The sequence below is a fragment of the Ammoniphilus sp. CFH 90114 genome (assembly GCF_004123195.1).
Lineage (GTDB): Bacteria > Bacillota > Bacilli > Aneurinibacillales > RAOX-1 > YIM-78166.
In genome coordinates this window covers 1-16,015 of record NZ_SDLI01000024.1, presented here as the reverse complement: position 1 = coordinate 16,015, position 16,015 = coordinate 1, and the positions used below count along the sequence as shown (strand labels likewise).

The window sequence follows — 16,015 nt, the reverse complement described above, 5'->3', positions numbered from 1 at the left end:
CAATTTTAATATTTCAGGGGGGATTTTTATGAAAAAGTTGTTGTCTACTTTATGTACTACGGCTTTATTGTTCTCAGCAGTTGTCGGATGCTCGTCTTCACAGGATACTTCCAATGCCAACCCGCAACAGGGTGGTGCTTCAGGGTCCAAATCAGAGTCCGATTATAAGCCAGAACCGAGCAATATTATCCTAGCTTCCGGACCGATTGGCGGCGGCTGGTATGCCAGCGCTGCGGCAATATCTGAGGTACTGATGAGAGAAATCCCGGGATTGAATGTGACGGTTACGGAAGGTGGCGGTGTTGCCAACATTAAGGATGTGTCTTCAGGTGCTGCCCAAATCGGATATACCTTCTCTGACACTTTTAATGATGCGGTTAATGGAAATGGGGACTTCAACGGAAGTGCTGCAGATAATATCAGCGGACTTTCCACCCTTTACCAATCCTTCTATCAAGTAATTGCCTTGGAGGACAATAGCAAGTTTCAGACTTTAGGGGACCTGAAAAATGGAGCGAATATACTGCCAGGTAAGAAAACCTTTTCTGGACAGGTTTTCACAAGTAATCTCCTAGAGAAATATTATGGTACCACGTACCAGCAAATTGAAGAGAATGGGGGAAAAATCTCCCTGACCGGCTATTCGGAGATGACGGATCTGCTGAAGGATGGACATGCCGATGTGGCCATGGCTATGACCGATGCGCCATCCTCCTTCATCATGGAGCTTAACGCGATGAAAAAGGTCCGTTTCTTAGAAGTTGATCCGGAAACGGCAAAGAAAGTGGAAGAAAGCAATCCCGGGTATGTTGCTGCCCAACTCCCTGCTAACACCTATGATGGACAGACTGAGCCGGTCAATACCATCGGTTCCTATACTGTGATGATGTTAAGTAATGATATCCCAGCTGAGTTGGCAGAACGGATTGCCAAAGCGATCGTAGAGAATAAGGATGAGTTGGCCCAATCGCAGCCATCCTTGAGCTTTGTAGATAAATCAACCTTGAAGGATGGGTTCAAGGGGGCTCCTGTTCACCCAGGTGTAGAGGCCTATTTGCAATAAGGGAAGGCAAGGGTGGAGAGAACGATCTCTGCCCGGCTTCCTTCTAAGAAAGGAGTGTTTCGATGATTCTGATTCAGCACGCGGATGCGACGCAACGACACTTGGATCGGGTCCGGAACGCATGCGAAGGACGCTATGAAGTGCTGTGGGCACAAGATTTCGATACCGATCGGATCAGAGAAGCAGAAATTTTATTTACATATGGCAAAGGGATGACAGTAGAGACCTTTCAGCGGATGCCAAAGTTGAAATGGGTGCAATTATCTGCCACAGGATTTGATCATATGCCAAAGAAGTATATTTTGGATCAAGGAATTTGGATGACTTCGGTTAAGGGTTCCCATGTTGAACCCATCGCTGAATATGCGTTTTCCTGTATGCTTTATTTCACACGCAGGATGGATGAATTTATCCAGCTTCAAAAGCAATCTCGATGGGACCGAACCTGCTTTCCCTCTGAATTATCAGGCAAGACGTTGGTAATTTTGGGAACGGGGCATATAGGAAGCGAAATAGCAAGAAAAGCAGAGGTTTTTTCTATGAAGACAGTTGGATTGAACCGAAGGGGAACGGCTGCTCCGTTCTTTCAGGAAACGTTTCCGCTGGATAAGCTGGAAACAGTCGTGGGTCAAGCTGATTATCTGATTCTTGCTTTACCTTTAACGGAACAGACAGACCAACTCATCGGCGATACAGAATTGGGATGGCTGAAGCGGGAAGCGGTGGTAATTAACCTGGGACGAGGAGAGCTGATGGAGGAAGAAGCGGCTCGTCGTGCTTTGGAAGCAGGGCGGATCAGAGGACTAGCTCTCGATGTATTCCATCAAGAGCCTTTGCCCAAGGAATCTCCATTATGGGGTACCCCTAGGCTGCTGCTTACTCCGCACATGGCTGCAAAGACCGATCGTTTTTTGGACCGCTGCCTGGATATCTTTCTAGAGAATTACCAGAGATACATCATGGGTGAAAAGCTAAGGAATTTAGCTGACTATCAGCAAGGTTATTAAGGAGGAATACGACATGAACTACGATGCTTTGAATTATCCCTATCCTTCTCAAAGAATGGCGGTCTATGCCAAAAAAGGGATGGTGGCTACTTCTCAGCCGTTGGCTGCCCAAGCTGGGTTGGATATTCTGAAAAAGGGCGGGAATGCCATTGATGCAGCGATTGCAACTGCTGCTTGCCTAACGGTAGTCGAGCCGACCTCCAATTCTATTGGAGGGGATTCCTTTGCTCTAGTTTGGACTAAGGGTGAGCTGCATGGATTGAATGCCAGCGGCCCTTCTCCAGAGGGGATATCTGCCGAAGAGCTCAGGAAGTCGGGATATCAGGAGATGCCTAAGCATGGATGGCTGCCGGTTACGGTTCCGGGTACACCAGCGGCTTGGGCAGCCCTATCTGAACGATTCGGCAAGCTGCCTTTTGCTGACGTGCTGCAGCCTGCTATCGAATACGCAAGTCAGGGGTATCCAGTCACTCCAACACTTGGCAAGTACTGGAATCAAGCTTATCATTCGTTTTGTAACGAGCTAAAGGATGACGAATTTAGCAACTGGTTTACCACCTTTGCTCCCAAAGGTCGCGCTCCACACATCGGTGAAATGTGGAGCTCCGAAGATATGGCCAAAACGCTGCAATCTATAGCTGAAACGCAAGCCGAGTCGTTCTACCGTGGGCATCTGGCTGAGGAAATGGACCGTTTTTCTAGGCAGTATGGAGGTTACTTGAGGAAAGAGGACCTTGCGAAATATAAACCTCAGTGGGTCAAGCCGATTAAAGTGAATTACAGGGGTTATGATGTATGGGAGATCCCGCCCAACGGACAGGGATTGATTACGCTTATGGCCTTGAATATGCTCAAGGGCTTTGACTTCTCCCACCGGGAGGATGTGGAGACCTACCACAAGCAAATTGAAGCAATAAAACTGGCTTTTGCTGATGGCAAGGCTTATATAACGGATCCAGAAAAAATGAAAACCACAGTTGAATCACTGCTTTCGGATTCGTATGCTGAAGAAAGAAGGGCCCTCATTGCAGACCAGGCTATATTGCCTGAAGCGGGCATACCACCCAAGGGAGGAACCGTTTACTTGGCTGCCGCGGACGGCGAGGGGAATATGGTTTCTTTCATTCAGAGTAATTATATGGCTTTTGGATCGGGGCTGGTTGTGCCTGGAACGGGAATCAATTTGCAGAACAGGGGAAGGAACTTCTCGCTTGATCCTGACCACCCGAATTGCCTAGAGCCGGGAAAGAAAACTTATCATACCATTATTCCTGGGTTTCTGACCAAGGATGGTCGAGCGATTGGACCTTTCGGCGTGATGGGAGGTTTCATGCAACCACAAGGACATTTGCAGGTAGTTATGAATGCTATTGACTTTCAGCTAAATCCTCAGGCTACACTAGATGCACCTCGCTGGCAGTGGGTGGAGGGTAAAAAAGTGCTAGTTGAACGAAAGGTGCCGGAGCATATTGTTCAAGCCTTATCAAGAAAAGGGCACGACATCGAAATTGCCCTGGATGTCTATCCATTTGGACGAGGACAGATTATCTGGAGGGATGAAGAGGGTGTTCTGAGCGCCGGAACAGAGTCCCGGACAGACGGTGCGATTGCTGCTTGGTAAATCTAAAGGCCTTAATCGATAGTTTAAATACAGAACCCAGGAGTTCATTCACTCCTGGGTTCTCTTTGCTCTTGGAAGTATTCTTTTAAAATAAAGAAGCTAGCTTTCTTACGCTCATGATAAGTGGGCATGTCCCACGGGTTCCAACGATAGGATACTTGATTTTTCTCGATGGTAGAGCTTGGCTGGTTTGTGACTTGTACCTGCACGGATATCCCCTCAGAGGTAGTTGCCTTTAATTCGTTGGCCTTGTAGGGATAATCCCATGCTTGATGGGTGCTGGGATCCGTATAACCTAGCATCATCCAAGGGATTCTTAGTTCGAGTATATTTTGATGACTGTACCAATCCGATAAACTATGAAACTCGGGGTGATTAGGATCGGTAATTCCAGATTTTAGAACTCCAATGGTAAGGTCTTCAAAGGGTACAGTTTCCTTCGTTTCGGGCAAGTATAGCTCTTTACTTAATGCCAATCTCCATGGCAGGAAGATCGCTTCACTCGCACTTTCATATGTGGAATCATGAAGCTTAACCATCTGGTCTTGGCTTTCACCAGGTTCCATTGCGATGACACCGAAATTGGCCTCATTCGTTAAACGATTGAACCATTTATCCCGCCGTTCTCTTGGCAATAAGAGGTCCATCGTGTTCCACGTGATCTTAAACCATTCATCTTGCCACGCAAAAACCACTCCGTCCCTACTAACCAACTCATGATGTACGGAGAAACGTCATGGTTATAAACAACGCTAGCATGTCCAGGCTTAGCTGGGCGATTCAAGTCTCCATTCGAAGCGCGAACCGCATCTATAATCTCTTGCATAAACTTCTCTCGAATGGCTGGAGTAAAGGCATCGTTTTCTTTATGATCTTCTCCAATAAGCTGCTCTTCCGGAGACCATATTCCATGAACGAGCCACAGCGGAGTTTCCTGTGTTTCATTAAATTCCTTGAGAGCTTCATAAAAGTGTGGAGGAAGAATGGTATAGATCCGGAAATACGTCCACATTCATTTCCTTCATCTCCTTAAACCAGCGAAGATAGTCTTCCTTCGTCGGAGTTCACCCGGCATATGACCAGGGGTGGTTGCGCCTAGATTCATTCCATTCCAAAACTGCCTCACCCATGTTTTTTCGTCGTAATAGGCTATGTCCTCATCAACCACGGAAGCCACTATCTTAACCCCCTGATCTTCATAGATGGAAGGAGAAAAGGAAGGGGTTGGATTCTCTGCTCGTTGAACGTCCTTTGGCTCAATAAAATAAGAAGTAAGCGTTCCAAGGAAACTCAAAATAAAACATAGTGGTATAATCGCTAAAAGGATCAACCTAAATACTTTCATTTTACAGAAGACCTACTTTTGTTTTGTCGGTTATCTATCATTCTATTCGAAAATAGGTATGGATCCAACCTTCTGGAAAATGAAAAATAGTGAACAGCAAACGGAGGTAAGCCCGATGGCACATAAAATACTAATGGTAGATGACGATCAGAACATCTGCAAAGCAACGAACATGTATCTACAAAAAGAAAGGTATATTGTTGATTTTGCTCAGGATGGAGAGGAAGCGTTGGCTCTATTCCATAAAACAAATTATGATCTTATTCTCTTAGATTTAATGCTGCCTAAACTAGATGGATGGGCTGTGTGTCGCAAAATCCGGAAGAGGTCGACTGTACCGATCATTATGCTGACAGCGCGAGGCCAGGGGCATGAAAAAGTAGAAGGCTTTCAACTAGGGGCAGATGATTACATCGTCAAGCCATTCGATCCTAATGAGCTATTGGCCCGCATAAAAGCTGTTCTTAGACGAACTAGCCAGGATACAAAGATTTCCTCGGCTCCTCCTAGTGATGTGATCACACTTGGGAATGTAGAAATCTCTCCAACCAGCTTCACAGTCAAACAGAATGGACAGACGCTAAAGGTTACCAAGAAGGAGTTTGAACTATTATTGTTTCTTGCACAGCACCCGAACCGCGCTTTCGAACGAAGTGAGTTGATCGAAAAAATATGGGGCTGGGACTTTGAAGGAGAAGACCGAGTCATTGATTTATATATTAAGAGACTTAGAGAAAAGATTAATGGGGAAGACAGCTGGCAAATCAAAACGGTATGGGGAGTGGGATACCAGCTGGAGGTCAGAAAGTAATGTTTAACACGATCTTCAGAAAAATGCTTATCTTTTCCCTGCTTATTAGTGTAGGAAGCCTAGCTTGTACATCTCTTTTCATTAGTTATCTTCTTGAGAAAAGAGTCTACGAGACTACGCGAGATCGATTAGCAGAGAAGGCTGAAGAATTGAATGAAGTCAGCCAACAATTTTTAGAAGGGAAAATGAACCGAGAAGCATTCCGAGATAACATTGTCAGGTTAGAGCAGAATGAAGATATCCAGGTTTCCATCCTATTAAAAGATCGGAAACCGTTGTTTGTTAGGGAAAATCCTCAAATTCAAAAATGGTTAAGGCAAGTGACGGACAAAAACTTGGCTCTTACACAGGTTACATTTACGATGCATAAAGATTTAGACATGTTCATCGCTGGGGTTCCTTTAATCGTTCAAGATCAAATTATAGGAGCCATCTTTTTGCATCAACCCGTCCAAGAAATTGAAGGTTGGATTGCTGAGATTAACAAAATCATAGCAGTAAGTGTTTTGGTATTGTTTATTCCGTTACTGGTGGTTTCCTATTTTCTTTCTAAGCGATTCGCAGCACCGATTACTTCCATGAGTAAAACCGTAAAGAGTATTTCACAAGGGGACTTTACGAAGAGAGTGGAAGTGAAAGGACAGGATGAGCTTGTCTCTCTTGGATTTCTGTTAAACAACCTAACGGACAAAATTGCCGTTGTGGAAGAAAGTCGCCGAAAATTTATTGGTGAAATCTCTCATGAATTGCGAACTCCTCTAACCACCATTCGGACCACGCTGCAAGGAATTCTCGATGGGGTAATTGACCCGCACGATAACCAAGAGTTATTGGATATTTCTATTGAAGAAATCGTTCGATTAAACAAATTAGTGGATGATCTAATTGATCTCTCAGCCTTCGATGAACGTGTGGTCCAATTGCAAAAGAACGATGTTTCATTAACAGATCTGCTTAGTGCAAGCATCAAGCAGTTTGAGCTTAAGGCTGCCGAAAAAAATATAATCGTAGAAAAGTGGCTAGAACCTAGAGTTTTTGCCTTTGTCGATGAAAATAGATTAAAGCAAGTGTTTGCCAATTTACTAGATAACGCGATTAAACATTCAAAAGAAGGCTCTAAAGTTACCGTTGGCTTGTCAACAAAGGGTAAGAAATCTGTTATTGAATTTACGAACTATGGACGAGAAATCGCTGAACAGGACCTTCATCAAATCTTTGATCGCTTCTATAAAGCAGACAAAAGCAGAAGTGAAAAAGGCAGTGGTCTTGGTCTTACTATTACCCAACACATTGTGACCTTGCATGGCGGGTTGATCGATGTAGTCTCTAACAAGGAAAGGACCACTTTTAGGGTAGAGCTGTGAACCAACGGAAAAATGACATAAAAAAGAAATATATTTCGTGTAATCTAACTTAAAATCTGTTTGAATAGGAGCCAGCTGGATGAGAAAAACCTTACTTGTTTTCATATCAACTTTTTTATTATGTTCGAGTCTTCATACCTATGCAGAAGAGGGGAAGCAGTCAAGCTTAAAAGAGTCAATGGAACAAGCTAGGATCAAGGAACAACAATATGATGAAAAGAAGATGAAGAGACTAGCTAATCAACTCGGAATTGACATACAGGGATTGAATAGAAAGCAAGCAGTTCAGGCTATTCTAGAGGCGAAAAAATTAAAGGCCATTACTTTGAGAGAAAAACAGTTATTAATCAAGCTTGGTGTAAGCGATAGACAAAAATTAGCTCAAGAACTTGAGCAGAAGCAAAGACAAACCTTGAATGAAATGGCTCTAAGGCTTGATGTTGATATTACGAATCTTTCCAATAAGGAAGCAAGAGAATTACTGAAAAAGTTGACGGAAGAACGGAGGCAAGCCCAGCTAGAAACATTAGCGGCAAGATTACAAGTCGATATTACAGGCCTTGAACATAAAGAAGCAAAGGAAAAGCTTAAGCAGGCAATAGATTTAAACAAGTGGCAGTTTGTAAAAGAAACAGCACAAAAGCTCGAGGTCGATATTGAAGGGCTAGCCTATCAAGAAGCGCTAAAGCTGACTAAGACAGAGCTGAAAAAAGAGCAAAGAAAGAAACTAGAACAGCTTGCAGCGCAGCTTCATATCCGTATTAAGGGATTATCAAATGAAGAAGCTTTAGAACTTGTTAAGAAAGCGCAGAAATAAAACAATGAAAAAGCTTCTGTTTCTCCTGTTCATCCTAATCGCAAGTGGTTGTTCAGAGCAACCAATTCAAATGAAAGAGCAAGATGCAAAAATAAGTACTGTGCTTAAAGAGAACGAAAACACTCCTAAAGAAAAGGAAGATACCCCTTCTACTCAGCTAGAGGAAGAAAAACCAGTGGAAAACAAGGAATCCCAAACTATTTCCGCTGGAACTGAAGCTAGTGAAATTGATAGCGCAATAAAAGAAGTAGAATCCCTGGAACAACAAATTAAGGGGTTAGAACAGCATGAAGAAGAACAAGGACAACTGGAAGAACTAACAAATGAGTATGAGGAAGAACTTAGTGAAATGGAGGAGCTTTCAGAAAAACTAGCAGAACTAGAAAGCATCTCTAAAGAGTTAGACCAAATGGAAGAACTAGAAAAAGCATTAGATGAGCTAGAGGAGCTTATTGAGGAGTAAAAATTCGCCAGGCGGACAGGTGCCTAGCGAATTTTTCTTGTATAGAAGTGTCTTTACTACTTGCTAATCAATGTTGCGATCTCTTCCTTTTGCTTTAGAATCTCAGCTTTTAGTGAAAGAATTTCTTCTGTTAGTTTAGCCGCTTCTGCTAAGGAACTCTGAACAAATGCTTGATCCGACTTATTTTCTTTTGCTTGCTTAAGAATCGTTTTTATTCGCTCTCTTTTTTGCTTTACGAATTCTCGGTTTGCTTTTTGAGCTTCATTTATTGGTTTTACTTGTTCTTTTATAGGCTTTATTTCTGTCTTAAGTTGTTTCATTTCATCGAGCTGTAACTTGATCGCAGCAAGTTTGGATTGAATAGCCTCTTGGTTGGCCTTCATTTTCGCTTTAAGTTCCGCTACTTTTTCAGTATCCTTCGCTTCTTTTGCTGCTTTTAGTTCTTTAACTAGAGCTCGGTTCGCTTCTTTAAGCGGTTTTACTTCTGAAAGAACCGCCTTCACTTGAGATTTAACCTCGTCTGATAGAGTAGCTTTAAGGGCATCTCTTTGTTGCTTGTTTAGTTGAGTTTGGTTTTTTAGAGATGCATTTAACGCCTTGCTTTGCTCACGCAGGGATTGTAAAGCCTGGAATTCAGCACTTTCTTTAATAGGTGTGACTTCCTCTGCTCCAACCACTGTAACACTGCCTATTAATAATCCAGCAACTACTAACGAAGGCAAAAAACCTTTTTTCATTCTCATTTCCTCCTCTATTTTTAGTAAGGTATCTTGTACTTCCCTAGTATAAAGTTCAATTATGTCGTTTTTATGTCACAGCTGAATGATTTACGCGTGTACCTCGTAACAGAGGGGCTTGCCCGGTGTGGCTGGGTGGTGAATCAGGGCGGACGTACGATGTCTTATTACTCCACTTTGTGATATAAGATCACTACCATTCCGAGAACTTAGCAAGAGGCTTTCGTCCCTCCTATTAGTTATATCAGCGGAACCAATGTCCGGCAATTATCATGCCACCACAGCCACTGAACGTTTATTTGTAATCCATTTCACCACCTCCTTTACAAAAGAATTACAAAATTAAACAATTAACTTTATAAATTATTATTATAATTTACATTGGCGTTTTGGTATCGAATACCAAGATAAAATAGAATAGAGAAGGAGTTGGAATATGAAGAGGCGTTGGCTTTCAAGTCTACTGTCAGTTACCCTACTAAGTTCATCGGTGCTCAATGTGGCCTACGCAAGAGAGGGGAGTGCCCAGTCATCTTCTCCCGTTTTCCTGACGGAGATTTATCCGGATGACAAATCAAACAGTCACATCAGCGGCGCAGGTTCAAACGATCTATTTGAATTTATTGAGATCTACAATAACGCTGGTGAGAGTCTAGCATTTAATGACCATTACAAGATTCGCTACAACTATAATACCAATGTTAAAGATTTGAGAGTAACGGATGTGGTCTATGCGGATCAAGAGCAGGTCACGATTCCGGCGAACAGCCCAGCCGTACTGTGGGTAGAACGTACCAGCAGCAAGATTACAGAAGATGCCAATAATTTGACGGAAGCAGATTTTAGGCAATACCATGCGGTTCCGGATCATGTTCCAGTTTTTCGATTGAGAGGCCAGGATGGATTGAATAATACCGATCGTGGCTTTTATATCACACAAAAAAGTGACAACAACGCCATTCTCAGTGAGATCTACTATACAGCCGATGATGTGGGTGACGGAAAAAGCTTACACCTGAAGGTGCCGGCCACTGGAATAGCGATGGTGAAGCACAGACAAGAGGCTAGTCCAACGGCAGGCGTTGTTGAGCTAGAACAGCTTCAGCTTCAGGAGCCTAACCAATCACCTGTTATAACGCATCAACCTATGGTATCTGTAGAAGGTGGTCAACCGGTAAAAGTGACGGCAACGGTGATCGATCCAGAACAGGATACGTTAACTGTAAAGCTCTATTATAAATCCAGCATCAACACGCCATATCATGAAGCACGTATGGAGTCAGATGGGACTGAAGGTCAGTATGCCTTTACTATCCCTGCGGGAGAATTAACCGGAGAGCGTATCTATTATTACTTAGAAGCTAGCGATCAGGTCAATCTTGTAAAGTCTGAAGACTATGAAATCCCAGTTGGACAGCCGCCTGCTGGAGGAACTGCTCCTCGAGTGCTTATTACAGAATTGCTTCCAAATCCGGCAGGAGATTACCGGAAGGGTAGCGGAAACCAATACGAGTACCTAGAGCTTTACAATAACTCAGATGAGGTATTGAATTTAAAAGGTTATACATTGTTTTATCTATATCCGGGGACGACGAAGCCTAAAAAATGGACCATTCCAAGTGATACGGCCATCCAACCCTATCATTCAGCGGTTATCTGGTTCGCAAGGGAAGCGATTGCTGATGGTTTTACATCCGTAGATGATTTTAATACACACTTTAACACAGTGCTTCAAGAGAACGATGTGATTTTCTATGATAATCGCAGCTCGGATGATTTCAACTTGCCGAATAGCCTCCAACGGGGTTTTGCCTTGTCAAGCACAGAGGATCTGAAGGATACCATTGTCGAAGCTTGGTATGATCCGAGCACACCGACTAGTCCCGATCGCTTGGTCAATGACGTGCGTAATGCGGTTGTTCGTTTCACTTACTCAACGTCTGGTACGCGAATGGAGCGTCTGGATACACGAGCCTACGGTACTCCAGGGAGTGTAGAGGTAGGACAAGTCCCTCCTGTTGAAGGGATCGATATGGTGGCTCCAACTCTTCAATATCACCAATCTGCTTATACAGTAGGCAAGAGCAAGCCGTATAATGTAAAGATTACGAGCAATGAGCCGTTATCGAGAGCTGAAGTGCTTTATGGACCATCATCAAGCGGGTTAAACGAGCTGACTCACCGCATACCGTTGGAATTAAAGACAACCTCTGGTTCCTCCTATGTCTATGAAGGAACGATCCGAGAGGAGGAATTAGGAGACTATCGTTATATCGTTGAGGCGGAAGATGAAGCCGGTCATCGGACTCGCGTGCCTTATAATTCAAGGGGTAGTGTCTTTACCGTTGTGGAATCAGAGCTCGACACTACCTTGCCTGAGCCAGGACTGTCCATGAAGAACGGCGAGATCCTGAGCGGGAAGGCAGAGCTATTCGCCTATGGAAGAAGCAGTGAGGATCAGATTGACGTGTTGTTTGACGGACAATCTCTTAACCTGCGACCGGCATTGCCAGGGCAAGCTCAATTCCTTTTCCAAGCCAGAGGCATTGATCAAATCTACCAGACCTCTGCGAGTGCGAAAGCACCTAACGGTGAAGGGGAGTTCTTTGGTCGCGTTCTGCCGAAGTATGTGGAGGGGGCATGGCATACGTTTGACTTATCGCCGCGATACTTTGTGTCTGCCTCGACTGTGTCGATTCACTCTGGGAACGAGAATGTTCCGTATGACTTGAGTACGCATGAGCTTTACTTTAATAAGACGAATTTCGATGATCTGGAAGTGAAGAACATCCATTTGATCCTTCCGGACGGAACGATGATCAAGCCAGACCAGATACAAAACTTCTTGGGTGACCTATCGAGGACAACGGTAGAGTACAAGGAGAATACGTACTATGGTCTAGGCGATGGCAGCGCCCCTAACAATACGAACATGAAAAAGCCGCTGATCAGTGAATTTGAGTTTGCCATTCCAGCTGAAAAATATTTGGCTAGGTATGCGGAACTAGATACGGCAGCTTTAACCGATGGAACCTATTCTTTAACCATGAGCCTAAAAGATGAAGTCATCGAAACGATCAACGTCACGGTGGATAATACGAAGCCGATCATTGACGGAGTGGAGTACGCGCCAGGACAAATGATCGCACCATCCATGAAGCTTAAAGGCTCCATTCGCATGGAAGCCGTGGCATCGGATAATCTTACAGGCATTGTAAAAGTTGAAGGCAAACTGGATGGAAAGCCGATCGCATTCCCATACGAAACGTCATCGGCGACCCTAGCTTCAGGGGAGCATACGATTGAAGTCACGGTATATGACGGGGCTGGAAACCAAGCGACCGAGAGGGTAAAGTTTCAAATCGAAGAGGAAAAGCCTAATGAGCCGTCTCAGGTTCTTCCATCCGATTTAGCCACTGGGGTCGATCGCAATACTAGACTTCAGGCGACGGTGACAGATCCAACAGCCGATTCGTTGAAGGTTGAATTCTTGGAAGCGACCAAGTACGACTTTGCCAGAAATGAAAATATCAGTGGATTCGTCCATGTTGCCGATCGAGAGCCTCCGCTCACCGTAGCTCCTGCTGGTGAATCAGAAATGAGTGCGGAAGCAGCAACAAAGGTGGCTCGTCCGGATGGGGAATATCTATGGACGGATACGCAAGCAGGCTTTCCTTATCATCGCTTTGAAGTTGAATTAACTGAAGACCAATTGCACGCAGATAGTACGGTAGAGCTATATTGGAAAGGAAAAACCCTTCCGGGAAGAATTGTTACCCTCTATGCCTGGGATCACAACGAAGAAAAGTGGATAGCTCTTAAATCCACTACCGGCGATTCAACTGAAAGCGAAATCGTTCTGTCCGCCGATATTGACGCCGCCCGTTTCGTGAAGGATAACAAGATTCAGGCGATGGTACAGGATGAAGTGAAGCAGGCCAATGAGCCGTTCACACTTCTTTGGGTATCTGACACGCAGTATTATGCCGAGTCCTATCCGGACGTGTTCGATACGCTGGGGGACTGGATGGTGGATGAGTACAACCAAGGAAAATTTGAGTACGTCATTCATACCGGAGACCTTGTCAATCGCGCGAACATCGAATCGCAATGGGAAGTAGCGGATCGAAATATGAAAAAGCTAGATGACGCCGGAGTGCCTTATGGAGTGTTAGCGGGTAATCACGATGTTATCACCAATGGTCTGGACTACACGATGTATGGAAAATACTTCGGCTCCAGTCGTTTTTCCAGCAAGCCTTGGTATGGCGGTGAGATGGATAACAATCGAAATCACTACGACTTAATCTCATTTGGCGGTCATGACTTTATTATGCTCTATCTCGGGTTTGGTACTGAGGATACGCAGGAAACAATCAATTGGGCTAACGAAGTGCTGAAGAAGCATGCCGATCGCATGGCGATCATCGGAATGCATGCCTATTTAGAGAATAATGCTACCTTGTCCAAGATGGCGCAAAACGTGTTCGACCAAATTGTTGAGCCGAATGAGAATGTACGCATGGTACTATGCGGCCATTATCATGGAGCCAATCGCAAGGTGAAGACGCTGACCAATAAGGATGGCAGTACAAGACAAGTGGTTGAAATGCTCGCAGACTACCAAGAAGGACCTAACGGTGGAGATGGCTATGTCCGATTGCTCCAGTTTGATCCAGTTTCAGGATTGCTTGATGTCGATACGTATTCCCCATATAAAGATGACTACAATTATTTTGATGAGGGAGATATCGACGATTTTACGCTAGACTTCCAGTTCCGCGATATTAACAAGCGTGTGGCAACGGATTATTTTGCCGTTAACGTATACCATTCCAATTTGATCGGATCTGTAGAAGATGTGGTATCCGGAACAACAGTCTCTACTCCTTGGAACGACTTGAATCCAGGTCAAACTTATTACTGGTACATGTCAATCTCCGATGACTATGGGGCAAAGCGCAGATCTGCCATTTATGGATTTACAACGCAGGACAGCACTTCGGTCTTGTCCCTTGCCGGTCCATCTCAAGTTCAGGCAGGACAGGAGGTTCATATGAGCATCCAGTTGCAGAATGTACAGGATTTATATGGTGCAGCATTGACGCTAAACTATGACCCTCAAAAACTACAAGGTATCGAGATTCTACCAAGCGAATGGCTCACCGGTGCTGAGATTACCAATGAAATCGACAGCACTCAAGGGTTAGTTCGCTTCGCGGTGACGAAGCTGGGCGTAACGGAAGGAGTCTATGGAACAGGCACTCTTGACTGTTCGATTCAAGGTGCTGGATTCCGCCTCAGGAGAAGTGAGCATTACACCGGAGGAAGGGAAAATTCGGCTGGCCAACAGTCACAATCAACCGATCCCAATCGAGATCAGCCCATACCGCTTTACCGTCGTCGCTTCTGAGACCGTTACAGGAAGTGTCTATCTCCCTTCCACTCACCATTTGAAGAACTTAAGCCAGTTCTCTGTCAAGATGTATCATGAGAATGGATCACTAGTGGGAGAAACCACAACGAATGAGAAGGGACAATATAACCTGCGTGCACCTATGAATGGAAGCTATACGGTGGAAGCATGGAGAGAAGGCTACAAGAAGGCACAAGCAAGCGTGAACACGAAGGAAACTAAAGTCGCTCCAGGCATGGTCGTTTATGTAGGGGACTTTAATGAGGACGATAAGATCAATACAGAAGATATTGTGAAGATTGCTAGATCCTTCGAGAAGAGTCCGCTTAACGAGCTATCCATCTTCGATGTCGATGCCAATGGTCAAATTGATCTGTACGATGTCGTGGCTGTAGCGCGCAATTTCTTAAAGTAGGATTTAAAGATGTGGAGGCTGCCCCTTAAGTTTGGTCACTTAAGGGGTATTTTTTATTCAGGTTCGAGTGATTTCTAAGAGGCCATTTGGGTGGAGGGGCTTACTCAAGATTGGAAATAGGGGCTTTTCACTGCTTCATCCAATCTATAGTAATGAACTCTTTGTTTCCCTGATACTGGATGGAGGACTCCTTTCTGAATCAGTTTTAATAGGATCTTTTTTACAGGCTTATAGCTTAAATCTAGTAAAGTGCAAAGTTCTGTGTGGGTCATTACATCGTCCTTTTTTAGGGCGAAGCGAATGACTTCTTTTTCCAGATAGTTCAGTGGGAGGTGAGAGAGTTCGTCTCCAAACAATTTCCCAATGAGCTGTTGGATGGTTTGTTGGCTCTGGCGGGGCTTATCTGTGATTTGGTCATATGAAAATCGAAGTACAAACCACCCGTCGATGACAAGCTGATTCTGTCGCTCAAGTTGGTCGGTAAATTGCCATCGAGTAATGTTCTTCAAATGAGGACCAAAGCCATCTACCTCGATGCAGATCTTGATACCATGACGAATATAGGCAAAATCCAGATATCTTGTCCCATCCTTGAAGTCAGAGATTTCGTATTCTGGGTGCAGGTGTTGGAAATTGCGAAAGAGGGGCCACCAAACGTTTTTTAAAAACATCATCTCCGCATTGGCATGGCCTTCTGTTAATCGACGGAGCCTTTCGCCGTTCCTGGCTGCTTGATGAGCATTTAAAAAGTTAGAATATTGCTCTTCAAATTGCATTGCATACCTCCTTTTGTAATATGTAATGAAGTCCCTAGGTTCAGTTCAGGGGCTTACTTTAATATTTTACCAAATAAGCTGGGGTTACAGGATTGATCTTTAGTGGAAATTCTCCACTTACACCCTGTAGATCCAGCTGCTAGTGGTGATTACGGCTTAGCCCCCTAAGTTTGGACACTT

Annotated in this window: 14 protein-coding genes; 9 read left to right on the top strand and 5 right to left on the bottom strand. The window is 44.3% G+C overall.

Translation table 11 applies throughout. The features are described 5' to 3' along the window. The first annotated feature begins 28 nt into the window (after positions 1-28). The 3 genes from EIZ39_RS24700 to ggt all read left to right on the top strand — a co-directional run bounded on the left by EIZ39_RS24700 (position 29) and on the right by ggt (position 3,691). Entirely contained in the window at positions 29-1,063 is a 1,035-nt protein-coding gene (locus tag EIZ39_RS24700; protein ID WP_129203971.1) for a TAXI family TRAP transporter solute-binding subunit, read from the top strand. A gap of 62 nt (positions 1,064-1,125) precedes the next feature. Then, on the top strand, positions 1,126-2,070 hold the full coding sequence (locus EIZ39_RS24695) for a D-2-hydroxyacid dehydrogenase (RefSeq protein ID WP_129203968.1): 945 nt from the start codon (positions 1,126-1,128) through the stop codon (positions 2,068-2,070). Positions 2,071-2,083: 13 nt separating this feature from the next. Further along, positions 2,084-3,691 carry a gamma-glutamyltransferase gene (gene ggt, locus EIZ39_RS24690; protein WP_129203966.1) on the top strand — a complete coding sequence of 536 codons (1,608 nt, stop codon included), beginning with the start codon at positions 2,084-2,086 and terminating at the stop codon, positions 3,689-3,691. 44 nt (positions 3,692-3,735) lie between these two features. Here the strand turns inward: ggt and EIZ39_RS24685 are convergent, their stop codons facing one another. From EIZ39_RS24685 to EIZ39_RS24675, 3 genes are read right to left on the bottom strand one after another with little or no spacing between them, the layout of a single operon-like run. Continuing rightward, the gene (locus EIZ39_RS24685) at positions 3,736-4,338 is read right to left on the bottom strand and encodes a hypothetical protein (RefSeq protein ID WP_129203964.1); all 603 of its coding nucleotides are present in this window, start codon (positions 4,336-4,338) and stop codon (positions 3,736-3,738) included. Further along, positions 4,287-4,703, bottom strand: a complete 417-nt coding sequence (locus tag EIZ39_RS24680; protein WP_129203962.1) for a hypothetical protein — start codon at positions 4,701-4,703, stop codon at positions 4,287-4,289. Before EIZ39_RS24680 ends, EIZ39_RS24685 begins: the two co-directional genes overlap by 52 nt. Before the next feature lie 9 nt (positions 4,704-4,712). Continuing rightward, on the bottom strand, positions 4,713-5,036 hold the full coding sequence (locus tag EIZ39_RS24675) for a hypothetical protein (protein WP_164985316.1): 324 nt from the start codon (positions 5,034-5,036) through the stop codon (positions 4,713-4,715). A gap of 115 nt (positions 5,037-5,151) precedes the next feature. On the opposite strand from EIZ39_RS24675, the gene EIZ39_RS24670 reads away from it, so the two are divergent. The 4 genes from EIZ39_RS24670 to EIZ39_RS24655 all read left to right on the top strand — a co-directional run bounded on the left by EIZ39_RS24670 (position 5,152) and on the right by EIZ39_RS24655 (position 8,491). Next, on the top strand, positions 5,152-5,847 hold the full coding sequence (locus EIZ39_RS24670) for a response regulator transcription factor (RefSeq protein ID WP_129203958.1): 696 nt from the start codon (positions 5,152-5,154) through the stop codon (positions 5,845-5,847). After that, positions 5,847-7,211: a sensor histidine kinase gene (locus EIZ39_RS24665; protein WP_164985315.1), complete on the top strand. Its 1,365-nt coding sequence runs from the start codon at positions 5,847-5,849 to the stop codon at positions 7,209-7,211. The genes EIZ39_RS24670 and EIZ39_RS24665 overlap by 1 nt, the downstream gene beginning before the upstream one ends. Before the next feature lie 79 nt (positions 7,212-7,290). Beyond that, positions 7,291-8,028, top strand: a complete 738-nt coding sequence (locus EIZ39_RS24660; RefSeq protein ID WP_164985314.1) for a hypothetical protein — start codon at positions 7,291-7,293, stop codon at positions 8,026-8,028. After that, complete coding sequence (locus EIZ39_RS24655; RefSeq protein ID WP_164985313.1) at positions 8,006-8,491, top strand: hypothetical protein; 486 nt, start codon at positions 8,006-8,008, stop codon at positions 8,489-8,491. The genes EIZ39_RS24660 and EIZ39_RS24655 overlap by 23 nt, the downstream gene beginning before the upstream one ends. A gap of 56 nt (positions 8,492-8,547) precedes the next feature. Here the strand turns inward: EIZ39_RS24655 and EIZ39_RS24650 are convergent, their stop codons facing one another. After that, positions 8,548-9,228, bottom strand: a complete 681-nt coding sequence (locus EIZ39_RS24650; protein WP_129203950.1) for a hypothetical protein — start codon at positions 9,226-9,228, stop codon at positions 8,548-8,550. A gap of 436 nt (positions 9,229-9,664) precedes the next feature. Between EIZ39_RS24650 and EIZ39_RS24645 the strand changes: the two genes are divergently transcribed. Beyond that, the gene (locus EIZ39_RS24645; RefSeq protein ID WP_129203948.1) at positions 9,665-14,641 is read left to right on the top strand and encodes a metallophosphoesterase; all 4,977 of its coding nucleotides are present in this window, start codon (positions 9,665-9,667) and stop codon (positions 14,639-14,641) included. Next, positions 14,538-15,059, top strand: a complete 522-nt coding sequence (locus EIZ39_RS24640) for a carboxypeptidase regulatory-like domain-containing protein (RefSeq protein ID WP_164985312.1) — start codon at positions 14,538-14,540, stop codon at positions 15,057-15,059. Before EIZ39_RS24645 ends, EIZ39_RS24640 begins: the two co-directional genes overlap by 104 nt. 104 nt (positions 15,060-15,163) lie before the next feature. Here the strand turns inward: EIZ39_RS24640 and EIZ39_RS24635 are convergent, their stop codons facing one another. Beyond that, a complete protein-coding gene (locus EIZ39_RS24635; RefSeq protein WP_129203944.1) occupies positions 15,164-15,835 on the bottom strand; it encodes a DNA-binding response regulator in 672 nt (223 codons plus the stop codon). Between the last annotated feature and the right edge of the window lie 180 nt (positions 15,836-16,015).